Origin of the sequence: Burkholderia stabilis (assembly GCF_001742165.1) — a bacterium.
GTDB lineage: Bacteria > Pseudomonadota > Gammaproteobacteria > Burkholderiales > Burkholderiaceae > Burkholderia > Burkholderia stabilis.
The window spans coordinates 1,568,548-1,592,323 of record NZ_CP016442.1; the positions used below are offsets into that span (position 1 = coordinate 1,568,548).

At 67.6% G+C, this 23,776-nt stretch carries 20 protein-coding genes and 1 pseudogene; 12 read left to right on the top strand and 9 right to left on the bottom strand.

Features of this window, described 5'->3' with window-relative positions; all coding sequences use genetic code 11:
• Positions 1-4 precede the first annotated feature (4 nt).
• Positions 5-694, bottom strand: a complete 690-nt coding sequence (gene lolA / locus BBJ41_RS07325) for an outer membrane lipoprotein chaperone LolA (protein WP_069745948.1) — start codon at positions 692-694, stop codon at positions 5-7.
• 46 nt (positions 695-740) lie between these two features.
• On the bottom strand, positions 741-3,050 hold the full coding sequence (locus BBJ41_RS07330) for a DNA translocase FtsK (RefSeq protein WP_069745949.1): 2,310 nt from the start codon (positions 3,048-3,050) through the stop codon (positions 741-743).
• 394 nt (positions 3,051-3,444) lie between these two features.
• Here BBJ41_RS07330 and trxB point away from each other — a divergent pair, with 394 nt between their 5' ends.
• The 3 genes from trxB to BBJ41_RS07345 all read left to right on the top strand — a co-directional run bounded on the left by trxB (position 3,445) and on the right by BBJ41_RS07345 (position 5,925).
• A complete protein-coding gene (gene trxB / locus BBJ41_RS07335; protein WP_069745950.1) occupies positions 3,445-4,407 on the top strand; it encodes a thioredoxin-disulfide reductase in 963 nt (320 codons plus the stop codon).
• A 128-nt stretch (positions 4,408-4,535) separates the two neighbouring features.
• A complete protein-coding gene (locus tag BBJ41_RS07340; protein WP_069745951.1) occupies positions 4,536-5,315 on the top strand; it encodes a Smr/MutS family protein in 780 nt (259 codons plus the stop codon).
• Entirely contained in the window at positions 5,302-5,925 is a 624-nt protein-coding gene (locus BBJ41_RS07345; protein WP_069745952.1) for a trimeric intracellular cation channel family protein, read from the top strand. Before BBJ41_RS07340 ends, BBJ41_RS07345 begins: the two co-directional genes overlap by 14 nt.
• Positions 5,926-6,024: 99 nt before the next feature.
• Here BBJ41_RS07345 and BBJ41_RS07350 read toward each other — a convergent pair whose 3' ends face one another.
• From BBJ41_RS07350 to BBJ41_RS07365, 4 genes are all read right to left on the bottom strand, one after another.
• Positions 6,025-7,143: an ABC transporter ATP-binding protein gene (locus BBJ41_RS07350; protein ID WP_069745953.1), complete on the bottom strand. Its 1,119-nt coding sequence runs from the start codon at positions 7,141-7,143 to the stop codon at positions 6,025-6,027.
• Positions 7,144-7,248: 105 nt separating this feature from the next.
• Positions 7,249-8,106 carry a carbohydrate ABC transporter permease gene (locus BBJ41_RS07355; protein WP_059685608.1) on the bottom strand — a complete coding sequence of 286 codons (858 nt, stop codon included), beginning with the start codon at positions 8,104-8,106 and terminating at the stop codon, positions 7,249-7,251.
• The gene (locus BBJ41_RS07360) at positions 8,096-9,034 is read right to left on the bottom strand and encodes a carbohydrate ABC transporter permease (protein ID WP_069745954.1); all 939 of its coding nucleotides are present in this window, start codon (positions 9,032-9,034) and stop codon (positions 8,096-8,098) included. Before BBJ41_RS07360 ends, BBJ41_RS07355 begins: the two co-directional genes overlap by 11 nt.
• Before the next feature lie 138 nt (positions 9,035-9,172).
• Positions 9,173-10,420: an ABC transporter substrate-binding protein gene (locus BBJ41_RS07365; protein WP_069745955.1), complete on the bottom strand. Its 1,248-nt coding sequence runs from the start codon at positions 10,418-10,420 to the stop codon at positions 9,173-9,175.
• Between the two features lie 430 nt (positions 10,421-10,850).
• Here BBJ41_RS07365 and zwf point away from each other — a divergent pair, with 430 nt between their 5' ends.
• The 3 genes from zwf to BBJ41_RS07380 all read left to right on the top strand — a co-directional run bounded on the left by zwf (position 10,851) and on the right by BBJ41_RS07380 (position 14,995).
• The gene (gene zwf / locus BBJ41_RS07370) at positions 10,851-12,320 is read left to right on the top strand and encodes a glucose-6-phosphate dehydrogenase (RefSeq protein WP_069745956.1); all 1,470 of its coding nucleotides are present in this window, start codon (positions 10,851-10,853) and stop codon (positions 12,318-12,320) included.
• An 88-nt stretch (positions 12,321-12,408) separates the two neighbouring features.
• Positions 12,409-13,089, top strand: coding sequence for a 6-phosphogluconolactonase (pgl, locus tag BBJ41_RS07375; RefSeq protein WP_069745957.1), 681 nt, complete (start codon positions 12,409-12,411; stop codon positions 13,087-13,089).
• Complete coding sequence (locus tag BBJ41_RS07380) at positions 13,067-14,995, top strand: bifunctional transcriptional regulator/glucokinase (RefSeq protein ID WP_069745958.1); 1,929 nt, start codon at positions 13,067-13,069, stop codon at positions 14,993-14,995. The genes pgl and BBJ41_RS07380 overlap by 23 nt, the downstream gene beginning before the upstream one ends.
• Before the next feature lie 101 nt (positions 14,996-15,096).
• On the opposite strand, the pseudogene BBJ41_RS42080 reads toward BBJ41_RS07380, so the two are convergent.
• Positions 15,097-16,313: pseudogene (locus tag BBJ41_RS42080) on the bottom strand (Bcr/CflA family multidrug efflux MFS transporter).
• A gap of 222 nt (positions 16,314-16,535) precedes the next feature.
• Between BBJ41_RS42080 and BBJ41_RS07390 the strand changes: the two are divergent.
• From BBJ41_RS07390 to BBJ41_RS07405, 4 genes are all read left to right on the top strand, one after another.
• Positions 16,536-16,988 carry a hypothetical protein gene (locus BBJ41_RS07390; protein WP_069745959.1) on the top strand — a complete coding sequence of 151 codons (453 nt, stop codon included), beginning with the start codon at positions 16,536-16,538 and terminating at the stop codon, positions 16,986-16,988.
• Between the two features lie 197 nt (positions 16,989-17,185).
• Positions 17,186-18,469: a glutamate-1-semialdehyde 2,1-aminomutase gene (hemL, locus tag BBJ41_RS07395; RefSeq protein ID WP_069745960.1), complete on the top strand. Its 1,284-nt coding sequence runs from the start codon at positions 17,186-17,188 to the stop codon at positions 18,467-18,469.
• A 15-nt stretch (positions 18,470-18,484) separates the two neighbouring features.
• Positions 18,485-19,606, top strand: coding sequence for a bifunctional diaminohydroxyphosphoribosylaminopyrimidine deaminase/5-amino-6-(5-phosphoribosylamino)uracil reductase RibD (ribD, locus tag BBJ41_RS07400; RefSeq protein WP_069745961.1), 1,122 nt, complete (start codon positions 18,485-18,487; stop codon positions 19,604-19,606).
• Positions 19,607-19,620: 14 nt separating this feature from the next.
• Positions 19,621-20,250: a riboflavin synthase gene (locus tag BBJ41_RS07405; RefSeq protein WP_069745962.1), complete on the top strand. Its 630-nt coding sequence runs from the start codon at positions 19,621-19,623 to the stop codon at positions 20,248-20,250.
• A 102-nt stretch (positions 20,251-20,352) separates the two neighbouring features.
• Here the strand turns inward: BBJ41_RS07405 and BBJ41_RS07410 are convergent, their stop codons facing one another.
• Positions 20,353-21,036: a GntR family transcriptional regulator gene (locus BBJ41_RS07410; RefSeq protein WP_069745963.1), complete on the bottom strand. Its 684-nt coding sequence runs from the start codon at positions 21,034-21,036 to the stop codon at positions 20,353-20,355.
• Entirely contained in the window at positions 21,033-21,635 is a 603-nt protein-coding gene (locus tag BBJ41_RS07415) for an O-methyltransferase (RefSeq protein WP_069745964.1), read from the bottom strand. The genes BBJ41_RS07410 and BBJ41_RS07415 overlap by 4 nt, the downstream gene beginning before the upstream one ends.
• Before the next feature lie 272 nt (positions 21,636-21,907).
• Here BBJ41_RS07415 and BBJ41_RS07420 point away from each other — a divergent pair, with 272 nt between their 5' ends.
• Complete coding sequence (locus BBJ41_RS07420; protein ID WP_069745965.1) at positions 21,908-22,426, top strand: DUF1993 domain-containing protein; 519 nt, start codon at positions 21,908-21,910, stop codon at positions 22,424-22,426.
• A 188-nt stretch (positions 22,427-22,614) separates the two neighbouring features.
• Positions 22,615-23,757: a bifunctional 3,4-dihydroxy-2-butanone-4-phosphate synthase/GTP cyclohydrolase II gene (gene ribBA, locus BBJ41_RS07425; protein ID WP_069745966.1), complete on the top strand. Its 1,143-nt coding sequence runs from the start codon at positions 22,615-22,617 to the stop codon at positions 23,755-23,757.
• Positions 23,758-23,776 lie beyond the last annotated feature (19 nt).

Below are 23,776 nucleotides of genomic sequence, written 5' to 3' on the forward strand. Positions count from 1 at the left end.
CCGGTCAGCCGGTAATCACGTCGGCACCCTTCGGCACGACGAATTTGAACGTATCGCCCTTCAGCGGCGGATTCGTCTGGATGTTCGTAAACGTCAGCAGCGTGACGTTGCCGAACACGTCGTGCAGTTCCATCGCGGCGAGCGTGCCGTTCCGGAAGCCGATGCCGATGCGCTGGAACTGCGTGTCCTGCGCCTTCGGCAGCATCTCGAGCCATTCGATACCGCCCTTCTCGCCGGCGTCGCGCAGCGTGTAGTTCTTGTCGAGATCGTTGCTGCCGAACAGGATCGCGGCCGGGCTCGCGCCCAGCGCGCCGTTCAGCTTGCGCTCGGTGACCTGGTTCAGGTCGCGGTCGTACACGTAGAGCTTTTCACCGTCGGCCTGCAGCACCTGCTGGTACGGCTTCTGGTACGTCCAGATGAACTTGCCCGGACGCGCGAACACGAACGTGCCGCTCGAATTGTCGGTGGGCTTCGGCATCGCCTGCACGGCGCTCGCACCCTTCGCCGGCGCCTTGACGATCTGCTGCGTGAATTCGCCCTTCGCCGAACGCACCTGCGCCACGAAGGCCTTCAGCTGCTCGGTGCCGCCCGCGAACGCGTGCGTCGCCGCGAGCATCAGCGATGCGCCGGCGAGCGCCGCGCCGAGCCAGCGTCGCGTCGAACGAAGGGACATTGCGAACGAATGTTGCTGCATATTGCGGTTTTCTCCCTGGGTGGCCGGCGCTGCGGGCGCCGCGGACTCATTCCGCGTCGCGCGCCGGCACAAGAATTTCGCGGTTGCCGCTCGACGACATCGCCGACACGAGCCCCGACTGTTCCATCTGTTCGAGCAGCCGCGCCGCGCGGTTGTAGCCGATCCGCAGATGGCGCTGCACGAGCGAGATCGACGCGCGGCGATTCTTGATGACGATCTCGACCGCCTGGTCGTACAGCGGATCAGACTCGCCGCCGCCTTCACCGGTTCCCGCACCGGCCGAGCCCTCGTCGCCGTCGGCGGTGCCGCCTTCGAGCAGGCCTTCGACGTAGTTCGGCTCGCCCTGCTCCTTGAGCTTCTCGACGACGCGATGCACTTCGTCGTCGCCGACGAACGCGCCGTGCACGCGCACCGGCAGCCCGCTGCCGGGCGGCAGGTACAGCATGTCACCCATGCCGAGCAGCGATTCGGCGCCCATCTGGTCGAGAATCGTGCGCGAATCGATCTTCGACGACACCTGGAACGCGATCCGCGTCGGCACGTTCGCCTTGATCAGGCCCGTAATCACGTCGACGGACGGACGCTGGGTCGCGAGGATCAGGTGGATGCCGGCCGCACGCGCCTTCTGCGCGATCCGCGCGATCAGCTCTTCCACCTTCTTGCCGACGACCATCATCAGGTCGGCCAGTTCGTCGATCACGACGACGATGTTGGGCAGGCGGCCGAGCGGCTCCGGATCGTCCGGCGTCAGACTGAACGGGTTCGGGAGCTTCTCCTCTCGCTTGGCCGCATCGTCGATCTTGTTGTTGTAGCCCGCGAGGTTGCGCACGCCGAGCTTGCTCATCAGCTTGTAGCGGCGCTCCATCTCCGCGACCGTCCAGTTCAGCGCGTGGCCGGCCTGGCGCATGTCGGTGACGACCGGGCACAGCAGGTGCGGAATGCCTTCGTAGACGCTCATTTCGAGCATCTTCGGATCGATCAGGATCAGGCGCACCTGCTCGGCGGTCGCCTTGTACAGCAGCGACAGGATCATCGCGTTGATCCCGACCGACTTGCCCGAACCGGTCGTGCCGGCGACGAGCAGGTGAGGCATCTTCGCGAGATCCGCGCACACGGGCTTGCCGCCGATGTCCTTGCCGAGGCTCAATGTGAGCGCCGACGACGCGGCCGCATACACCTCGGAGCCGATGATCTCGGACAGGTGGACCGTCTGGCGGCGCTGGTTCGGCAACTCGAGCGCCATGTAGTTCTTGCCGGGGATCGTCTCGACCACGCGGATCGACACGAGCGACAGCGAGCGCGCGAGATCCTTCGCGAGGTTGACGATCTGGCTGCCCTTCACGCCGGTGGCCGGCTCGATCTCGTAGCGCGTGACGACCGGGCCCGGATACGCGGCGACGACGCTCGCCTCGACGCCGAAGTCCTTCAGCTTCTTCTCGATCAGGCGCGACGTGAATTCGAGCGTATCGGCGGAAATCGCTTCCTGGGTTTTCGGCGCGGGATCGAGCAGCGACACCGGCGGCAGCGTCGAATCGCCCGGCAGGTCGGTGAAGAGCGGCACCTGGCGCTCGCGCTCGACGCGCTCGGACTTCGCCGGCGTGACGACCGGCGGCACGATCGTCACGGGCTCGTGATCCTCGATGCGCACGCGCTCCTCTTCCACCTTGCCTTCGCGGCGCACGGCCGCGGCCTCGCCGAGCTTGCGGTCGCGCTCGGCCTCGCGGCGCAGCTTCGCGACGTTGACGGCGGACAGGATCGCGCCGCCGACGCGCTCGGCGACCGACAGCCACGAGAAGCGGAAATACAGCGACAGGCCGATCGAGAGCGCGATCAGCAGCAGCAGCGTGCCGCCCGTGAAGCCGAACGCATGCGACATCGCGCCCGCGACCGCTTCGCCGACGACGCCGCCCGGCGCACGCGGCAACTGCACCTTCAGCGACCACATGCGCAGCGCCTCGATGCCGTCGCACGCGAGCACGACGAGTACGAACGCGAAGATTTCCGTGAGCCAGCCGATCGGCCGCTCGGGTTCGTCGGGAATCGCCTCGTGGCGCGTGATGCGGCGGTAGTTGACGGCGATGCGCCGTGCGAGCGGCACGATCAGCCAGTAGGCCGACAGGCCGAACAGCAGCAGGATGATGTCGGCTGTCCACGCGCCGACACGGCCGGCCCAGTTCGAGATGTGGTCCACCTGCGCGGCGTGTGTCCAGCTCGGGTCGCGCCGGCTGTAGCTCAGCAGGGCCATCACCAGAAATGCGCAGAGCGCGACCTGGAGAATCCAGCGGATCTCCGTGAGGAGCTTCGACATCCGGTGCGGCAACGCCTGTGCCTGGGCGGAATAAGGAGCTTTTGCCATGAATCCGTATAAAGAGGACGGGCCGCGCGCCCGCCTGTCGTTCGATCCCGCTTATTGTAAACGCTGCACCGGGCCGCCAAGTGTAAATGACGGTTACATAACAGGGCCGGGGTGCCGAACCGGGCGCCGCAAGCGACCAAAACGGCCGACCGCGCCGTGGCCCGACCGTGCGGCAACGCGCCGCCGCATGCCGGCCGGACGCGCTGCCTGCCGCGCCGGCACGCGAAGCCCGCCGCGAAACGCTATCGCCGCGATTGAAACTCTCGTTCGGCAACGCAGCAACGGGGCCTTTATAATGCGCGTCTGATACCCATCTATGACGGCATCCCGGTCAACCCGGATCGTACGGCGGGCCTTACCCCGCCCGCCGCGGCCGCCTTTTACGGATTCGCACATGTCCACGCCCAAACACGCCAAAGTCCTGATTCTCGGTTCCGGCCCCGCCGGCTACACGGCCGCCGTCTACGCAGCCCGCGCCAATCTGTCCCCGGTGCTGATCACCGGCATCGCGCAGGGCGGCCAGCTGATGACCACGACCGACGTCGAAAACTGGCCGGCCGACGCGAAAGGCGTGCAGGGTCCGGAGCTGATGGCGCGCTTCCTCGAGCACGCCGAGCGCTTCAACACCGAAATCGTATTCGACCACATCCACACCGCGAAACTGCACGAACAGCCGATCCGCCTGATCGGCGACTCGGGCGAGTACACGTGCGACTCGCTGATCATCGCGACCGGCGCGTCCGCGCAGTACCTCGGCCTGCCGTCCGAAGAACACTTCATGGGCAAGGGCGTGTCGGCCTGCGCGACCTGCGACGGCTTCTTCTATCGCGGCCAGGAAGTTGCGGTGATCGGCGGCGGCAACACGGCCGTCGAGGAAGCCCTCTACCTGACGGGCATCGCGAAGAAAGTCACGGTGATCCACCGCCGCGACAAGTTCCGTGCGGAACCGATCCTGATCGACCGCCTGCTGGAGAAGGAAAAGGAAGGCGTCGTCGAGATCAAGTGGGATCACGTGCTCGACGAAGTGACGGGCGAGGATTCGGGCGTCACGGGCCTGCGCATCAAGAACGTGAAGACCGGCGCGACGGAAGACCTCGCCGTGCAGGGCGTGTTCGTCGCGATCGGCCACAAGCCGAACACCGACCTGTTCCAGGGCCAGCTCGAGATGAAGGACGGCTACATCCTGACGAAGAGCGGCCTGCACGGCAACGCGACGTCGACGAGCGTCGCAGGCGTGTTCGCCGCGGGCGACGTGCAGGACAACGTGTACCGCCAGGCCATCACCAGCGCGGGCACGGGCTGCATGGCCGCGCTCGACGCGCAGCGCTATCTCGAAAGCCTGCACGACAAGAAGTAAGCAAGCCTTCCCGCGCCGGGCGCTACAATGGCGTCCGCTGCCGCGAAGCTGGCCGGAAAGCCGCTGCCGTCGCGCAGCGGCTTTTTTTGTGCCCGCGCGCCCGAACGCGCCTGCCCTGCTACCGAATCATGGCAAAGAACCAGCCCCATCCGAGCGATCCCGCGAAGCGTCAGATCGCCGCCCGCCCCGCGAACCCAACGCCCGCCACGCCGCCGCCCGCGCCCGATCCGGCCGCCTTGCGCGGCCAGGGCCTCGCCGGCCTCGGCGCGTTGCGCGCGAACCTGAAGGGCGAAGCCGAACGCCGCGAGCGCACACGCATCGAAACCGCGAAGGCCGAGCGCAAGGCCGAAGCCGACGCGAACCTGTTCCGCAACGAAATCGGCGCGATCCAGCCGCTGAACGCGCCGCCGCGCGCGGCAGCCGGCCGGACCCCGCCCGACCCGGTGCCGAAGCAGACGCAGCGCGACGAGGAAGCGGTGTTGAACGCGACGCTGTCCGACGAATTCGATCCCGAGACGCTGCTCGACACCGACGAGTCGCTGTACTACCACCGCCCCGGCATCAGCCGCGACGTCGTGCGCAAGCTGAGAAGCGGCGCGTGGATCGTGCAGGCGCAGATCGACCTGCACGGGATGCGCCGCGACGAAGCGCGCGACGCGCTCGCCGAATTCATCCGCGAAGCCGGCAAGAAGGGGCTGCGCTGCCTGCGCGTGATCCACGGCAAGGGGCTCGGCTCGATCGGCAAGGAGCCCGTGCTCAAAGGCAAGGTGCGCGCATGGCTCGTGCAGAAGGAAGAAGTGATCGCGTTCTGCGAGGCCCGCGGCAACGACGGCGGCGCGGGCGCGGTGCTCGTGCTGCTGCAGCCGCCCGCGGCGCCCGGCGACCGGGGGACGCGTGCCGCATCCTAGGCTGACGCTCGCGATCGCCATCCTCGAGGCGATCGCCACGCTGGCCTTCGCGATCTCCGGCTTCATCGAGGCGCGCAAGAACCGCCTCGACTCGGTCGGCACGTTCGTCGTCGCGCTCGCCACCGCATTCGGCGGGGGCACGCTGCGCGACATCCTGCTCGAACGCCGGCCGTTCTACTGGGTCGTGCACGACGACTACGTGATCGCGATCTTCGTGCTCGCGTTGTTCGCGCCGTTCGTGCTGCGGATGCTGTCGCGGATATCGGCCGAGCGGCTGCTACTGGTGGCCGACGCGATCGGGCTCGGGATCTTCAGCATCTCGGGCACGGCGATCGCGCTCGATGCCGAGATGCCGCGCTTCATCGCGGTGATGATGGGCGTGATCACCGGCGTGGTCGGCGGGATCGTGCGCGACGTGCTGTGCAACGACATCCCGCTGATCCTGCGCGATTCGCGGCCTTACGCGACCTGCGCGTTCGTCGGCTGCTGGTTCTACTTGCTGCTCGTGTGGCTGCAGTTCGACTCGGTGTACAGCGTGCTGCTCGCGACCGGCTTCATCCTCGTCGCGCGGCTGGCGACGTTCAAGTTCGACGTGCGGCTGCCGCACTGAGCGCCGCCGCACCACTCACTGCATCGCCAGAAACTCGCCAGAAACAAAAGGGGCCGTTCGAGACGGCCCCTTTTTCTTTCGTTCAGCGCATCCGCCGCATCACGCGATCCGCTCTTCCGACGCCGGATCGAACAGCACGGCCTTCGACACGTCGAACAGCAGCGACTGCGTCTGCCCCGGCTGCGGATTCGCGGCCGGATGCACGCGGCTCACGATGCGCTTGCCGTTCACCTGCGCGAACACGTGCGTGTCGGGCCCGGTCGGCTCGGTCACGTCGACGCGCACGTCGACCGGCTGCAGCTGCGACGTCTCGCCGTTGTGCGCGCTGCGCGCATCGGTGATGCGCTCCGGACGCAGGCCGAGAATCACCTCGCGGCCGACGTGGCCGTTCATCCGCGTCGCGTCGAACGGCAGGTTCAGCACGCCGCGCGTCGCGCCGGTGTCGATCTCGATGCCGACGCCGCTGCCCTGCCCGACCAGCCGGCCGTTGATGAAGTTCATCGGCGGCGCGCCGATGAAGCCCGCAACGAACAGGTTCGACGGCGAATCGTAGATGTCCTGCGGCGCGCCGAACTGCTGGACGACGCCGTCCTTCATCACCGCGATCCGGTCGCCGAGCGTCATCGCCTCGATCTGGTCGTGCGTCACGTAGACGATCGTCGTGCCGAGGCGCTGGTGCAGCAGCTTGATTTCGGCGCGCATTTCGATGCGCAGCTTCGCGTCGAGGTTCGACAGCGGCTCGTCGAACAGGAACAGCGCGGGATCGCGCGCGAGCGCGCGGCCCATCGCGACGCGCTGGCGCTGGCCGCCCGACAGCTGGCCCGGCTTGCGGTCGAGCAGGTGCTCGATCTGCAGCATCGACGACACGCGCTCGACGATCTGCTTCTGCTCCTGCTTCGGCACCTTGCGGATGTTCAGGCCGAACGAGATGTTCTCGCGCACCGTCATCGACGGATACAGCGCGTACGACTGGAACACCATCGCGATGTCGCGATCCTTCGGCGACAGGTCGTTGACGACCTTGCCGTCGATGCTGATCTCGCCGCTCGTCACGGTCTCGAGCCCGGCGATCATGTTGAGCAGCGTCGATTTCCCGCAGCCCGAACCGCCGACCAGGATCAGGAACTGTCCGTCCTCGATCTCGATGTCGACACCCTTCAGGACCGGCACCCCGTTCGGGTAGGTCTTGTACACGTCACGGATGGAAAGGCTTGCCATGCTGTGAATCCTCAGTCTCGCGCAGCGCGCACAGGCGCCGCGTCGGGTTCGTTTCGATGCGCCGCGCGTCGCGCGGCCGGTTCGTCGTGTTTCGCGTTGCCGCGCTTACCCCTTCACCGCGCCTGCCGTCAGCCCGCGCACGAAGTAGCGGCCGGCGACGATGTAGACGAGCAGCGTCGGCAGCGCGGCGATGATCGCGCCGGCCATGTCGACGTTGTATTCCTTCACGCCCGTCGACGTGTTGACGAGGTTGTTCAGCGCCACCGTGATCGGCATCGAATCGACGCCGGAGAACACGATCCCGAACAGGAAGTCGTTCCAGATCTGCGTGAATTGCCAGATCAGGCACACCATGAAGATCGGCAGCGACACCGGCAGCAGGATCTTCGTGAAGATCGTGAAGAAACCCGCGCCGTCGATGCGCGCGGCCTTCACGAGTTCGGCCGGCACGCTCACGTAGAAGTTGCGGAAGAACATCGTCGTGAACGCGATCCCGTAGACGACGTGCACGAACACGAGGCCGGGTATCGTATTGGCGAGGCCGAGCATCCCCTGCAGGCGCGCCATCGGCAGCAGGATCACCTGGAACGGGATGAAGCAGCCGACCAGCATCATCGTGAACAGCGCATCCGCGCCGCGAAAGCGCCAGTGCGTGAGCACGTAGCCGTTGAACGCGCCGATCAGCGACGAGATCAGCACGGCCGGGATCACCATCTCCAGCGAGTTCAGGAAGAACGGCTTCATGCCGTCGCAGCGCACGCCGGTACACGCCCCGCTCCACGCCTTCACCCACGGATCGATGGTCCAGCTCGTCGGCGGCGTCAGCAGGTTGCCGGTGCGCAGCTGGTCGAGATCCTTGAACGACGTCGACAGCATCACGTAGATCGGGAACAGGAAATACAGCGCGAACAGGATCAGCGCCGCATAGATCACTGCCCGGCTGATCGTCATCTTAGGCTGCATTGCGGGTGCTCCTCGATTCCATATACATCAGCGGCACCAGCACCGCGACCACGGTCGCGAGCATCATCACCGACGACGCCGCGCCGAGCCCCAGCTGGCCGCGGTTGAACGAAAACGTATACATGAACATCGCCGGCAGCGACGACGACGTGCCCGGGCCGCCCGCCGTCAGCGCGACGACGAGGTCGAAGGTCTTGATCGTGATGTGGCAGAGAATCAGCAGCACCGAGAAGAACACCGGACGCATGCTCGGGATCACGATCTTGCGGTAGATGGTCGGCAGCGTCGCGCCGTCCACCTGCGCAGCCTTGAAGATCTCGGCGTCGACGCCGCGCAGCCCCGCGAGGAACAGCGCCATCACGAAGCCGGTCGATTGCCACACGGCCGCGATCACCACGCAGAAGATCGCCTTGTCCGGATCGTCGAGCCAGCCGAACGAGAAGCTCGTCCAGCCCCAGTCGTGCATCACCTTCTCGAGGCCGAGGCCCGGGTTCAGGATCCACTGCCACGCGGTGCCCGTGACGATGAACGATAGCGCCATCGGGTACAGGAAGATCGCGCGCAGCGCGCCTTCGTTGCGGATCCGCTGGTCGAGCAGGATCGCGAGGAACAGCCCGAGCGCGACGCAGATCACGATGAACGGGATCCCGAACCAGCCGAGGTTCGCGGCGGAGGTCCACCACACGTCGTTCTGGAACAGGTCCGAGTAACGGCCGAAGCCGTCGAATTCGTAGTTCGGCAACAGCCGCGAGTTGGTCAGCGACAGATAGCCGGTAATCAGGATGAAGCCGTAGATGAACACCACGGCGATCGCGACGCTCGGCGCAAGCACGAGCTTCGGAATCCAGCGATCGGCGAAGGCCGACATCGGCGACGTGCGCCGTGCATCGGCAGCGCCGGATCCGTTTCCGCTAAGAGGGGCAGCCACTTGATTCGACTCCTGGAACGAGGGCGACGCAGGCCGGGCCGGCGCCGGGTACGGCACGGGCCCGCGGGCGAGCCCGTTTGCTGCACATGCAAAAACGCCCGGCCGATGAAGCGTTTCCGGCCGGGCGCCTGTCGCGCGTTACTTGACCTTCGCGGCCTTCGCGAGCGCGGCGACCGCGCTCTTCGAATCCTGCTGCGAGTTCATGAACTTCGTCACGACGTCCGTGATCGCGCCGGCGGTCGCATCGCTTTGCGCCATCCCGTGCGCGAGCGACGGCACGAAGCCGCCCGACTTGATTGCGGTCTGCTCGTCGGCGTACGACTTCTTCGCGCAGTCGTCGAACTTGTCCATCTTCACGCCGAGGCGCACCGGCACCGAGCCCTTCAGCAGGCTGAACTGCTCCTGGAAGTCCGGCGTCATGATGGTCTTCGCGAGCGCGAGCTGGCCCGGCGTCGCGGCCTTCTCGCCCTTCTGCTGGAAGAACACGAACGAATCGACGTTGAACGTGTACGCATTCGCCGTACCCGGCACCGCCGCGCAGATGTAGTCCTTGCCCGCCTTCTTGCCCGCGTTCTCGAACTCGCCCTTCGCCCAGTCGCCCATGAACTGCATGCCGGCCTTGCCGTTGATCACCATCGCGGTCGCGAGGTTCCAGTCGCGGCCGTTGCGGCCGGTATCGAAGTAGCCCTGGATCTTGCGCACCGTGTCGAACACGGACAGCATCTGCGGCGACGTGAGCGTCGCCTGGTCGAGGTCGACCAGCGCCTTCCGGTAGAACGCCGGGCCCTGCGACAGCACGACGTCTTCCCACAGCGTCAGGTCCTGCCACGGCTGGCCGCCCATCGCGACCGGCTGGATGCCCGCGGCCTTCAGCTTGTCGGCCACCGCGAAGAATTCAGGCCAGGTGGTCGGCACCTTCGCGCCGACCTTGTCGAGCGCGGCCTTGTTGATGTACAGCCAGTTCACGCGGTGCACCGAGAACGGCGCAGCGACGGTGTGGCCCTTGTACTTGATGATCTTGTCGATTTCCGGCGGCAGGTTCTGCTTCCAGTCGCCTGCGGCGGAATCGATGTTGACGAGCACGCCCTGGTCGGCCCAGTCCTGGATCAGCGGACCCTTGATCTGCGCGGCCGACGGTGCGTCGCCGCTGATCACCTTGGTCTTCAGCGCGGTCATCGCCGCCGCGCCCGCGCCGCCCGCCACCGCGAAGTCCTTCCACACGTAGCCCTGCTTCTGCAGGTCGTCCTTCAGCACGCCGACGGCCTTCGACTCGCCGCCCGAGGTCCACCAGTGCAGCACCGTGACATTCTCGGCTGCCTGCGCCGCCACGGCGCCAGCCATCAGACCTGCGGCGCAGAGCGCACCCATGATCGAGCGAACTTTCATTACTTATCTCCTCCAGACTGAATCAACTCGTGAGGTTCCCTCACCGGGAACCGGCTTCTTGATAAACGACGGGGAAATCGAGCCGCGGGACGCATGCAGCGTACGGGCCGATGACCGGCCGGGCTCTTACAGAAAGCGTGAATCGAGATTCAACGGCGTGTCTCCTCTTTGTGTTTCTGGCCCGCCGCGATGATGCGGCGCGAGCCCGGGGCAGACGGCGCGCCGACGATGCGCGCTGTCAATGTCCGATAACATTCGGCACATGGCATTCCCGAAGGCGAAGCTCGCGCAGTTCATCGACCGCACTTCTTTTTTTCTTCACCCAGGTGCTACCCCTTGCGGCGGATTGTAGTTAAACTACAATTCAGTGTCAAAAATATTTTTATCGCACTACGGATCGCTTCCCAGCACCCCAACCCGGCGGAGACACATGCATACCGATTCCAGCTTTACCTTCGTACTTTTCGGCGGCACCGGCGATCTGTCGATGCGCAAGATCCTGCCCGCGCTGTTCGAAGCGCACCGCGCGAACATGCTGGCGGAGAGCGGCCGGATCGTCGCCGTGGCGCGGCACGAATCGGACCGGGCGGGTTATCTCGAGTGGGTCGACACGCATGTGAAACCGCACGCGGTCAAGGCGGCCGCCAAGGCATTCGACGAGACCGCGTGGAAGTCCTTCCTCGAGCGCATCGAGTACGTGAAGCTCGATCTCGGCCGCGCGGAAGACTACGTCGTGCTGCGCGACGCGATCGCGTCGCTGCCGGGCATCCGCGTGTTCTACCTGGCGACGGGCCCGTCGCTGTTCGTGCCGATCTGCAAGGCGCTCGCGTCGGTGGGCCTGAACGAAGGCTCGCGCATCGTGCTCGAGAAGCCGCTCGGCTACGACCTGCGCTCGTCGAATGCGATCAACGACGCGGTCGGCGAGATCTTCGCGGAAGGCCAGATCTACCGGATCGATCACTACCTCGGCAAGGAGCCGGTGCAGAACCTGCTCGCGCTGCGCTTCGGCAACGCGCTGTTCGAGCCGCTGTGGCGCCGCGAATGGGTCGAGAGCATCCAGATCACGATCGCCGAGGAGCTCGGCGTCGAGGCGCGCGGCGATTTCTACGACAATACGGGCGCGCTGCGCGACATGGTGCAGAACCACCTGCTGCAGTTGCTGTCGATCGTCGCGATGGAGCCGCCGCACTCGATGGATTCCGACTCGGTGCGCGACGAGAAGCTGCGCGTGCTGCGCGCGCTGAAGCCGGTCGATCCGCGCGACATCGGCAAGGTCGCCGTGCGCGGCCAGTATCATGCGGGCGTGATCAAGGGCGCGCAGGTGCCGGCCTACGCGACCGAGCCGGGCGTGAAGCCCGACAGCCAGACCGAAACCTTCGTCGCGCTGAAGGTCGAGATCGAGAACTGGCGCTGGGCCGGCGTGCCGTTCTTCCTGCGCACCGGCAAGCGTCTCGCCGACCGCGTCGCGGAGATCGTCGTCAACTTCCGCCCGGTGCCGCACTCGGCGCTCGGGCCCACTGCGCTGCGCCCCGGCTCGAACCGCCTCGTGATCCGGCTGCAGCCGAACGAGACGATCCGCCTGTACTGTCTCGCGAAGCAGCCCGGCGAAGGGATGAACCTCGCGAGCGTGCACCTCGACCTCGCGTTCGACCAGTTCTTCAAGGAAGGGCAGATGGAGGCGTACCAGCGCCTGCTGCTCGACGTGATCAACGGCCGGCTCGCCCTTTTCGTGCGGCGCGACGAACAGGAAGCCGCATGGCGCTGGGTCGAGCCTATCCTGAACGAATGGGCGCGCTCGCTGAAGCCGCCGAAGCCGTACGCGGCGGGTACTTGGGGGCCGGCCGCGGCGAGCGCGATGCTCGCGCAGCACGACACCTGCTGGCTCGAGGAAGAAAACTGATACAAACCGTTGCCGCGCACGCCACCGCGTCCGGCAACGTGCCCCACGATTCGTACGATTTGAACAGACAAAGCAGTCCGGAGGAGATGTGATCGAGATCCACGCTTTCGACACCCAGGAAGCGCAAAGCGAAGCGCTCGCGCGCGCCGTCGGGGATGCGCTGCGCACCGCGCTCGCCGGCCCCGCGCGCCCGACGCTCGCGGTGTCCGGCGGCACGAGCCCGCGCCCGTTCCTGCAAACGCTGTCGCATGCGGCGCTCGACTGGGCCGGCGTCGACGTCACGCTGGTCGACGACCGCTGGGTGCCGGAAGGCGACTCGGCCAGCAACGCGCACCTCGTGCGCGACACGCTGCTGCAGCACGCGGCGGCCCCCGCCCGTTTCCTGCCGCTCGTCGACACGCGCGCCGCGCTCGACGCGCACGTCGCCGCACTCAACGCGAACGCCGACTACCGCGTGCCGAACGTCGCCGTGCTCGGCATGGGCGAGGACGGCCACACCGCGTCGATCTTCGCCGACGCGCCCGAATGGGACCATGCGATCACGACGCCCGAGCGTTTCGTCGCCGTGCATCCCGGCGCCGCGCCGCATGCGCGCGTGAGTTTTTCGCTCGATGCGCTCAAGCGCGTCGACCGGCTGTTCCTGCTGATCGCGGGCCCTGCCAAGCGCAACGTGCTCGACGCCGCGGCCGCGTCGCTGCAGAAGAACGCGATTTCCCAACTGGCCAACGACAAGGGGACCCAGCTCGATGTCTACTGGTGCGCAAAGTAAGGCCGCCGTCGCGGGCCAGCATGCCGACGGCCCGCGCCTGCTCGCGGACGTCGGCGGCACCAACGCGCGCTTCGCGCTGGAAACCGGCCCCGGCGAGATCACGCAGATCCGTGTCTATCCCGGCGCCGACTATCCGACGCTCACCGACGCGATCCGCAAATATTTGAAGGACGTGAAGATCAGCCGCGTGAACCACGCGGCGATCGCGATCGCCAATCCGGTCGACGGCGATCAGGTCACGATGACCAACCACGACTGGAGCTTCTCGATCGAGGCGACGCGCCGCGCGCTCGGTTTCGACACGCTGCTCGTCGTCAACGATTTCACGGCGCTCGCGATGGCGCTGCCGGGCCTCACCGACGCACAGCGCGTGCAGATCGGCGGCGGCGCGCGCCGCCAGAACAGCGTGATCGGGCTGCTCGGGCCCGGCACGGGGCTCGGCGTGTCGGGGCTGATTCCGGCCGACGACCGCTGGATCGCGCTCGGCAGCGAAGGCGGCCACGCGTCGTTCGCGCCGCAGGACGAACGCGAGGACCTCGTGCTGCAGTACGCGCGCAAGAAGTATCCGCACGTGTCGTTCGAACGCGTGTGCGCCGGCCCCGGCATGGAGATCATCTATCGCGCGCTCGCCGCGCGCGACAAGAAGCGCGTCGCCGCGACCGTCGACACCGTCGAAATCGTCGAGCGCGCGCATGCGGGCGACGCGCTCGCGCTCGAGACGGTCGAATGCTTCTGCGGGATTCTCGGCGCGTTCGCCGGCAGCGTCGCGTTGACGCTCGGCGCGCTCGGCGGCGTGTACATCGGCGGCGGCGTCGCGCTGAAGCTCGGCGAACTGTTCACGCGCTCGCCGTTCCGCGCGCGCTTCGAGGCGAAGGGCCGCTTCACGCACTATCTCGAGAACATCCCGACCTACCTGATCACCGCCGAATACCCGGCGTTCCTCGGCGTGTCGGCGATCCTCGCGGAGCAGTTGTCGAACCGCTCGGGCGGCGCGTCGTCGGCCGTGTTCGAGCGGATCCGCCAGATGCGCGACGCGCTGACGCCGGCCGAGCGTCGCGTCGCCGATCTCGCGTTGAACCATCCGCGCTCGATCATCAACGACCCGATCGTCGACATCGCGCGCAAGGCCGACGTGAGCCAGCCGACCGTGATCCGCTTCTGCCGCTCGCTCGGCTGCCAGGGGCTGTCGGACTTCAAGCTGAAGCTCGCCACCGGCCTCACCGGCACGATCCCGATGAGCCACAGCCAGGTGCATCTCGGCGACACGGCCACCGACTTCGGCGCGAAGGTGCTCGACAACACGGTGTCCGCGATCCTGCAACTGCGCGAACACCTGAACTTCGAGAACGTCGAGAACGCGATCGAGATCCTGAACGGCGCGCGGCGCATCGAGTTCTACGGGCTCGGCAATTCGAACATCGTCGCGCAGGACGCGCACTACAAGTTCTTCCGCTTCGGGATTCCGACGATTGCGTACGGCGACCTGTACATGCAGGCCGCATCGGCCGCGCTGCTCGGCAAGGGCGACGTGATCGTCGCAGTGTCGAAGTCGGGGCGCGCGCCCGAGCTGCTGCGCGTGCTCGACGTCGCGATGCAGGCCGGCGCGAAGGTGATCGCGATCACGTCGAGCAACACGCCGCTCGCGAAGCGCGCGACCGTCGCGCTCGAGACCGACCACATCGAGATGCGCGAGTCGCAGTTGTCGATGATCTCGCGGATCCTGCATCTGCTGATGATCGACATCCTCGCGGTCGGCGTCGCGATCCGCCGCGCATCGACGAACGGCGAGCTGCCCGAGGCCGTCGCCCAGGCGAAGGCGCGCGCGAACGACGACGAGACGGCCGACGTACTCGACTGGCTGAGCCACGGCGCGTCGCCGGCGACGAAGGACGTCGCGCGGGACTGACGCACGCGGCGCGGCGGCAGTTGCTTCCCGCGCCCCAAAGAAAAACGCCACCGGCGCATCGCGCGCGGTGGCGTTTTTCATTCTGCCGCCTGTCGGCCGGTTCAGGCGCCCGCTTTCACGGGCCGCCCGTGCCAGCGCAGCACGAGGTAGCGTCCGGCGAAACACAGCACGCCCGATACCCCGATCGTCACGCCCATCGCGAACGGCGTGCCGTCGGCGAGTGCGCCGATCACGACGCTCGCGAGCGCGCCGAGCGCGAGCTGCATCGCGCCGAACACGGCCGCCGACGCGCCCGCGTTGTGCGGATAACGATGCATGAGGTCGGTCGTGCAGTTCGCGGACAGGATCCCGACCACGCCGACCACGAAGAACAGGCACACGACGATCGACCACAGCCCGCCCCACCCCGTCAGCGCGACGAGCGCGACCGCGAGCGACGCGATGCTGCTCACGAGCGACGCGGCCGCGATGATGCGCAGCGAGCCGATGCGGCCGACGAGCCGCGTGTTCGCGAAGTTGCCGATCATGATCCCGACGACGTTCAGGCCGAACAGCAGCCCGTAGTGCTGCGGCGACACGTGGAAATACTCGATGTACACGAACGGCGTCGCGGTGATGTACGAGAACATCGCCGCAAACGCCATCCCGCCGCACAGCATGTGCCCCATGCGACCGGGTCGGACAGGATGCGCCCGTACGACGCGAACGAGGCGAGCACGGCCGTGCTCTTGCGCCGCTCCTTCGGCCAGGTTTCGGGCACGCGCAGGTAGGCGGTCGCCGCGCACACCGCGCCGAACACGGCCAGCACGACGAACACGCCGCGCCAGCCCGAGAAGCGCAGGATCTGGCCGCCGATGAGCGGTGCGAGCAGCGGCCCGACCGCGGTGACGATCGCGACCATCGACAGCACCTTCGCCGCGTCGGTCGGCTCGTGCGCGTCCCGCGCGATCGCCCGCGCCAGCACCGACGCGGCGCCGGCGCCGAGCGCCTGCAGGAAGCGCACGAGAATCAGCATGTCGATCGACCCGGCGACGAAGCAGCCGATGCTCGCGAGCGTAAACAGCGCGATGCCGCCGAGCAGCACGGGACGGCGGCCCCATGTGTCGGACAGCGGGCCGTACAGCAGCATGCCGATCGAGAAGCCGGCCATGAAGCTCGTCAGCGTGCGCTGCGCGGCGCCGGGGCTGACGGAGAAGCCGTCGGCGATCGACGGCAGGCTCGGCAGGTACATGTCGGTGGCAATCGGCCCGCAGGCTGCGAGCGCGCCGAGCAACAGGATCAGCCGGGCATCGGGCCGGCGCCGGACGGCGTGAGACATGGGTATCCGGAATGGAGCCCGCACGCTTCGGGGCGCGCGTGGCGGTGAAGACGGGGAACGCGCCGCACGCGGCGCGCCCAGGCCCATGATTGTACGCGCAACTTTTTCGCGCAGCCCGGGCCGCTTGCGGTACAAGGCCGGGAGACGCCGGCGGCGCGATGGCATGCGGATTCGATTAAGCTTGCCCCCGTTGCCAGCCTCATTCGTCATACGACAAAACCGATGACCGCATTCCTGCTGATCTGGAGCCCCAAGAAATGGCCGTGGCCCGAGCTGCCCGACGTCGCCGCGCGCGTGAAGACCGGCGAGGCCGTGCATGACGTGTGGGGTTGCGGCTTCGCACGCGGCATCCTGCCGGGCGACCGCGTATTCCTGAACCGCGTCGCGAAGGAGCCCAAGGGCGTGTTCGGCTCCGGCTACGTGACGCGCGCGCCTTACGAGGTGCCCGACCCGGCGACGAAGCGCGGCTACCGGCTGTGCATCGACTTCGTATACGACTGGCTGGTCGACGCGCACCAGGAGGTCGTGATCCCGCGCGACGCGCTGCGCGTCCATCCGTACTCGGTACAGACCTGGGATGCGCAATCGTCCGGCACGTCGATCAAGCCGATGGTCGAAGGCCCGCTCGAGAAGCGCTGGGCCGAGCTGACCGGCAAGCGCAAGCCGCCGCGATAACCACGCAGATAAGCGGGCCGATAACCGGGACACATCCGGACCGCCTTTGCGGCCCGCGCGCTCCCCCGCGCGCCGAAAGGCCGCAGACCGCCCGGCAGGCCCGCCGCGCGCGTCTCCGGTACAATCAGACGATCGTTCCGCCCAGGCGCCGCGGCCCGTGCACAGGCCCCCGCGCCGTTCTCTCGCAGGTTTCGTCCATGTCCAACAATCAGATCCTCTTCGAACGCGCCCAGAAGACCATTCCCGGCGGCGTCAATTCGCCGGTGCGCGCATTCCGTTCGGTCGGCGGCACGCCGCGTTTCGTCGCACGCGCGCAAGGCCCGTATTTCTGGGATGCCGACGGCAAGCAGTACATCGACTACATCGGCTCCTGGGGCCCGATGATCGTCGGCCACGTCCATCCGGAAGTGCTGTCGGCCGTGCAGAACGTGCTCGCCGACGGCTTCTCGTTCGGCGCGCCGACCGAAGCCGAGATCGTGATCGCCGAGGAAATCTGCAAGCTCGTGCCGTCGATCGAACAGGTGCGGATGGTGTCGAGCGGCACCGAGGCCACGATGAGCGCGCTGCGTCTCGCGCGCGGCTTCACGGGCCGCAGCCGCATCGTCAAGTTCGAGGGCTGCTACCACGGCCACGCGGACAGCCTGCTCGTGAAAGCCGGCTCCGGCCTGCTCACGTTCGGCAACCCGACGTCGGCCGGCGTGCCCGCCGACATCGCTAAACACACCACCGTCCTCGAATACAACAACGTCGCCGCGCTCGAAGAAGCATTCGGCGCGTTCGGCGACGAGATTGCCGCGGTGATCGTCGAGCCCGTCGCGGGCAACATGAACCTCGTGCGCGGCATGCCCGAATTCCTGAACGCGCTGCGCGCGCTGTGCACGAAGCACGGCGCCGTGCTGATCTTCGACGAAGTGATGTGCGGTTTCCGCGTCGCGCTCGGCGGCGCGCAGGCGTACTACGGGATCACGGCCGACCTCACCTGCCTCGGCAAGGTGATCGGCGGCGGGATGCCGGCCGCCGCGTTCGGCGGCCGCCGCGACATCATGGCCCACCTCGCGCCGCTCGGCGGCGTCTACCAGGCCGGCACGCTGTCGGGCAACCGGATCGCGGTTGCAGCGGGGCTCAAGACGCTGCAGCTGATCCAGGCGCCGGGCTTCTACGACGCGCTCACCGCGCAGACGAAGCGCCTCGCCGACGGCCTCGCGGCCGAAGCGCGCGCCGCCGGCGTGCCGTTCGCGGCCGATTCGATCGGCGCGATGTTCGGCCTCTATTTCGCCGAGCGCGTGCCGACGAGCTTCGCGGAAGTGACGAAGAGCGACACCGAGCGCTTCAACCGTTTCTTCCATCTGATGCTCGACGAGGGCGTGTACTTCGCGCCGTCCGCGTACGAAGCCGGCTTCGTGTCGAGCACGCACGACGACGCGGTGATCGACGCGACGCTCGCGGCCGCGCGCCGCGCGTTCGCGGCACTCGCCGCCTGACCCGGGTCCGCGCGCATGTTTTCGGACATCGACTTCGCCCACATGGAGCGCGCGCTCGCACTCGCGGCGCGCGGCATGTATACGACGGCGCCGAACCCGCGCGTCGGCTGCGTGATCGTCAAGAACGGCGACGTGATCGGCGAAGGCTTCACGCAGCCGGCCGGCCAGGACCACGCGGAAGTGCAGGCGCTGAAGGACGCGCGCTCGCGCGGCCACGACGTTGCGGGCTCGACCGTCTACGTGACGCTCGAACCGTGCAGCCATTTCGGCCGCACGCCGCCGTGCGCGAACGCGCTGATCGAAGCGCGCGTCGCGAAAGTCGTCGCGGCGATGGAAGACCCGAACCCGCAGGTGTCGGGGCGCGGCCTCGGAATGCTGCGCGACGCGGGCATCGACGTGCGCTGCGGGCTGCTCGCGCATGAAGCCGGCGAGTTGAACATCGGCTTCGTGTCGCGGATGACGCGCGGCCGCCCGTGGGTGCGGATGAAGACCGCCGCGTCGCTCGACGGCCGCACTGCGCTGCCGTCCGGCGAAAGCCAATGGATCACCGGCGAGGCTGCGCGCCTCGACGGGCACGCATGGCGCGCACGCGCCTGCGCGATCCTCACCGGCATCGGCACCGTGCGCGAGGACAACCCGCTCCTGACCGTGCGCGGCATCGATACGCCGCGCCAGCCGCAGCGCGTGCTGGTCGACAGCCGCCTCGACCTGCCGCTCGACGCGCGGCTGCTCGAAGGCGCGCCGCTGCTGATCTTCTGCGGCCGGCTCGATGCAGCCGGCGAGGTGCGCGCGAACGTGCTGAAGTCGCGCGGCGCGGAAATCGTGCCGCTCGCGAATGCGCACGGCAAGGTCGACCTGCCGGCGATGCTCGCGGCGCTCGGCGCGCGCGGCGTCAACGAGCTGCACGTCGAGGCCGGCCACAAGCTGAACGGCTCGCTGCTGCGCGAACAGTGCGTCGACGAATTGCTCGTCTATCTCGCGCCGAGCCTCTTGGGCGCTGACGCAGCCGGCATGTTCGACCTCGCCGCGCCGGCGAATCTTGAAGCACGCACGCGACTGTCGTTTCACGGGTTCGAGCGGGTCGGCGACGATTTGCGGATCCTGGCGCGCTTCACGCCGCCCGACGCCGCTCACTGAACGGAACCGCCACGATGTTTACCGGAATTGTCGCGGCCGTCGGCCGCATCGAATCGATCAAGCCGCTGGGCACGTCGGCCGATGCGGGCGTGCGCCTGACCGTGCTGGCCGGCGGGCTCGACCTCGACGACGTCGCGCTCGGCGACAGCATCGCGATCCAGGGTGCGTGCATGACGGTGATCGAAAAGACCGACGCCGCGTTCGACGTCGATGTGTCGCGCGAAAGCCTGAACCGCACGGTCGGCCTCGCGCAGCCGAGCGAAGTGAATCTCGAAAAGGCGCTGCGCGCGCACGACCGCCTCGGCGGGCACATCGTGTCGGGCCACGTCGACGGCCTCGGCACCGTGTCGCGCTTCGCGCCGGTCGGCGAGTCGCACGAACTGCGCGTCATCGCGCCGCGCGAGCTTGGCCGTTATCTCGCGTACAAGGGGTCGATCACGGTCAACGGCGTGAGCCTGACCGTCAATACCGTCGACGATCGTGCCGACGGCTGTGAATTCTCGATCAACCTGATTCCGCATACGGTCGAGGTGACGACGCTGCGCCATCTGAAGGCCGGCGACAAGGTCAACCTCGAAATCGACATGATCGCGCGGTACGTCGAGCGGATGCTGTCGGCCTCCAACGGCGCGCACCAGGACTGATCGCGCCGACAGTCACCGAAGCGGCGGCCGGTACCCCGATGCGGGACGCGCGCCGCTTTTCTTCCGTCCCCCTGCTGTTGTCACCCACCGGCACTCAGCCGGTCAGGCATCCGCCCCCTCGTCGCCCGCGCGCGCCAGAATCGTGTCGAGCAACTGCCGCACATGCTCGCGCGCCGCACGCTCGGCCGCATCCGCATCGCGCTCCGCCATCCTGTCAAGCACCTGCCGATGTTCGGCGACATTGCCGCCCAGTCGTTGCCAGTCGTCCATCGGACTCGCGCCGCCGGCACACATCGTCTGCACCTGCGCATACAGCGCCCTGAGCGACGTCTCGATCGTCGCGTTGCGCGCGGTCGCGAGCAGCCCGTGATGGAAATCGAGGTTGGCGATGCGATAGGCGTCGCCGTCGCGCGCGTCGACCGCGCGTGCCTGCCGCGACAATGCATCGTCCAGCGCCGCGTGGTCGTCGGGCGTCATGCGCTGCGCCGCCAGGCGCGCGGCCATGCCCTCGAGCGCCTCCCGCGCCTCGAAGATGGCCACGATCCGCGCGCGATCGAACGCGATGACGAAGACGCCCTGCCGCGGCACGACCTGCAACAGCCCCTCGGCCTCCAGGCGCGAGACCGCAGCCCACACCGGCGAGCGACTGATGCCCAGATCGCGCGACAGCGCTTCGACGCTGATCTTCTCGCCCGCCGCGAAGCGCGCTTCGTCGACCAGCATCTCCCTGATCGCCCCGTATGCGTCGCGCCCCAGTGTCGTGCGCTCGAGCGTGACCCGCGTCATGCCGGCCTCCGGCGACGCGCGATGTGGAGCCCCTTGCCGATCGGCACGATCGTCGTGTCGAACTGCCGTGATGCATCGACGGCGGCGAGATAGCCGGCGATCTCGTCCGGATGGGACAGCGCGTTGTCCGCGACGAGCAGCGCGTCGGCCGTCAGCTTCGGCAACAGATGCGCGAATTGCTGCGGTGCGCTCACCCGGTCGGCATCGAAGAACACACAGTCGAACGGGCCGGTCACGGCCGCGCAAACCTGCGTCGCGTCGCCTTCGATCACCTGGGCCCAGTCCTGCAGCGACGCCGCGCGCAGGTTGGCCCGCGCCTGCTCGGCCTTGTCGGGCGAAAACTCGACGGTGACGAGCGGCTGCCCGTCCGTTTCACGCAGCGCGTGGGCGAGCCAGATCGCGCTGTAGCCGTTGGACGTACCGATTTCCAGTACGCGCCGGCGCTGCGCGCCAGTGACGAGCAGGTACAGCAGTTCGGCCGTAGGCGGCTCGAGGTTGAGCATCTTGTGGCTGCGCTCGGCCATCCGCGCGTCGTTTTCCTGGCCGAAGGACGCCATACGCGCGAGCACGGCCGATGCGGCGCTGTCGAGTTCGATCATGCGAGTCTCCGTCGATTCATATTTCGTGTTTCGTGTTTCATGATACGACGTTTTTCGAACCGGCACGCGGTGCCGGCGAGGTCCGGCATTCCGGCGCAATCTCGGCGAACGCAGCGCGCTCGTCGGCCGGTCGCTCAGCCGACACCTGGCCGAATAGCCAACGACGCGCACGGGCCATGCCGGCGCGCTAAGATGCGTCGACAGCGGTTTCAACGCCGCAACGCACGACGCGCCGCGTATCGGCCGCCCCTCTTCCCACAGGAGTCGTTCCCATGTCCATCTCGATGTACCAGGCTTCGCTGCCCGTCCTGATCCGCGGTCTGACCAACCTGCAGCACATCCTCGGCAAGGCGCAGGCACACGCGGCCGAGAAGCAGGTCGATCCGTCGGTATTCGTCGGCGCACGCCTCTATCCGGACATGCTGCCGCTCGTCCGCCAGGTCTACATCGCGACCGACACGGCCAAGGGTTGCGCCGCGCGGCTCGCCGGCGTCGAGATCCCGAGCTACCCGGACGTCGAGCAGACGTTCGACGAACTGCATGCGCGCATCCAGAAGACGATCGACTACCTGAAAAGCTTCGACGCCGCGCAGATCGACGGCAGCGAGGCGCGCCAGATCGTGCTCAAGATGCGCGTCGGCCCGATCGAGTTCACCGGCGAGTCGTACCTGCTGAACTTCGTGCTGCCCAATTTCTTCTTCCACGTGACGACCGCGTACGACATCCTGCGCCACAGCGGCGTCGAACTCGGCAAGCTCGACTACCTCGGCGGGCGCAACGAGCAAGCCTGACGCGACGGGTTTGCCCCGCCCGCAGCCGCCCGCGCCCGCGTGCAGGCAACGCGCGGCGGCCCGGCCTGGCCTGCCGCGCAGGCCGGCCGCCCCCCTTTCCGGAGCGCTTGCCGGCGGCCCGCGGCGCATGCCAGCCGAAACGCCGTCCGGCTGGCGTAAAATACGCACTTTCCTCTTTCTCGCCCCTTATGACGCTCGCCTCCACGCTCGACATCATCGCCGAGCTGAAAGCCGGCCGGATGGTGATCCTGGTCGACGAAGAAGACCGCGAAAACGAAGGCGACCTCGTGATCGCCGCCGAATTCGTCACGCCGGAAGCGATCAACTTCATGGCCAAATACGGCCGCGGCCTGGTTTGTCTGACGTTGACGCAGGAACGCTGCAAGCAGCTGCACCTGCCGCTGATGACCTACCGCAACGGCACGCAGTACGGCACCGCGTTCACGGTCAGCATCGAAGCGGCCGAAGGCGTGACGACCGGCATCTCGGCCGCCGACCGCGCACACACGATCGCCACGGCGGTCGCGCACGACGTGCGCCCCGAGCACATCGTCCAGCCGGGCCACGTGTTCCCGATCATGGCGCAGCCGGGCGGCGTGCTCGTGCGCGCCGGTCACACCGAGGCCGGTTGCGACTTCACCGCGCTCGCGGGCCTCACGCCGGCCGCGGTGATCTGCGAGATCATCAAGGACGACGGCACGATGGCGCGCCTGCCCGACCTGATCGAATTCGCGAAGGAACACAACCTGAAGATCGGCACGATCGCCGACCTGATCCAGTACCGCAGCCGCACCGAATCGATCATCGAGCGGATCGCCGAGCGCACGATGCAGACCGCGCACGGCACGTTCCGCGCGGTGCTGTACCGCGACCAGCCGAGCGGCTCGCCGCACATCGCGCTGGTGCGCGGCACGCCGTCGCCCGACGTCGATACGCCCGTGCGCGTGCACGAGCCGCTGTCGGTGCTCGACCTGCTCGAAACGGGGGTCTCGACGCACTCGTGGACGCTCGACGCCGCGATGCGCGACATCGCGCAACGCGACCTCGGCGTGATCGTGCTGCTCAACTGCGGCGACACGAAGGAACACCTGATCGACGTCTTCAAGGCGTTCGACGAGGAAGAAAAGGCCGCTGCGCTCAAGCGCCGGCCGGTCGATTTCAAGACGTTCGGCATCGGCGCGCAGATCCTGCGCGATGTCGGCGTCGGCAAGATGCAGGTGCTGTCGAATCCGCGCAAGCTGGGCAGCATGTCCGGCTACGGCCTCGAAGTCACGGGCTTCATCCCGATGCCCGGCGGCGAAGCCAAGTCCTGCCCGGCGTCCCACGCGTAACCCGCTACGGCGCTTTCGC

Excerpts from the sequence above, each read along its gene's own strand:
- lolA (WP_069745948.1), bottom strand. The coding sequence starts at position 694 with ATGCAGCAACATTCGTTCGCAATGTCCCTTCGTTCGACGCGACGCTGG.
- BBJ41_RS07330 (WP_069745949.1), bottom strand. The coding sequence starts at position 3,050 with ATGGCAAAAGCTCCTTATTCCGCCCAGGCACAGGCGTTGCCGCACCGG.
- trxB (WP_069745950.1), top strand. The coding sequence starts at position 3,445 with ATGTCCACGCCCAAACACGCCAAAGTCCTGATTCTCGGTTCCGGCCCC.
- BBJ41_RS07340 (WP_069745951.1), top strand. The coding sequence starts at position 4,536 with ATGGCAAAGAACCAGCCCCATCCGAGCGATCCCGCGAAGCGTCAGATC.
- BBJ41_RS07350 (WP_069745953.1), bottom strand. The coding sequence starts at position 7,143 with ATGGCAAGCCTTTCCATCCGTGACGTGTACAAGACCTACCCGAACGGG.
- BBJ41_RS07355 (WP_059685608.1), bottom strand. The coding sequence starts at position 8,106 with ATGCAGCCTAAGATGACGATCAGCCGGGCAGTGATCTATGCGGCGCTG.
- BBJ41_RS07365 (WP_069745955.1), bottom strand. The coding sequence starts at position 10,420 with ATGAAAGTTCGCTCGATCATGGGTGCGCTCTGCGCCGCAGGTCTGATG.
- zwf (WP_069745956.1), top strand. The coding sequence starts at position 10,851 with ATGCATACCGATTCCAGCTTTACCTTCGTACTTTTCGGCGGCACCGGC.
- BBJ41_RS07380 (WP_069745958.1), top strand. The coding sequence starts at position 13,067 with ATGTCTACTGGTGCGCAAAGTAAGGCCGCCGTCGCGGGCCAGCATGCC.
- BBJ41_RS07390 (WP_069745959.1), top strand. The coding sequence starts at position 16,536 with ATGACCGCATTCCTGCTGATCTGGAGCCCCAAGAAATGGCCGTGGCCC.
- hemL (WP_069745960.1), top strand. The coding sequence starts at position 17,186 with ATGTCCAACAATCAGATCCTCTTCGAACGCGCCCAGAAGACCATTCCC.
- ribD (WP_069745961.1), top strand. The coding sequence starts at position 18,485 with ATGTTTTCGGACATCGACTTCGCCCACATGGAGCGCGCGCTCGCACTC.
- BBJ41_RS07405 (WP_069745962.1), top strand. The coding sequence starts at position 19,621 with ATGTTTACCGGAATTGTCGCGGCCGTCGGCCGCATCGAATCGATCAAG.
- BBJ41_RS07410 (WP_069745963.1), bottom strand. The coding sequence starts at position 21,036 with ATGACGCGGGTCACGCTCGAGCGCACGACACTGGGGCGCGACGCATAC.
- BBJ41_RS07415 (WP_069745964.1), bottom strand. The coding sequence starts at position 21,635 with ATGATCGAACTCGACAGCGCCGCATCGGCCGTGCTCGCGCGTATGGCG.
- BBJ41_RS07420 (WP_069745965.1), top strand. The coding sequence starts at position 21,908 with ATGTCCATCTCGATGTACCAGGCTTCGCTGCCCGTCCTGATCCGCGGT.
- ribBA (WP_069745966.1), top strand. The coding sequence starts at position 22,615 with ATGACGCTCGCCTCCACGCTCGACATCATCGCCGAGCTGAAAGCCGGC.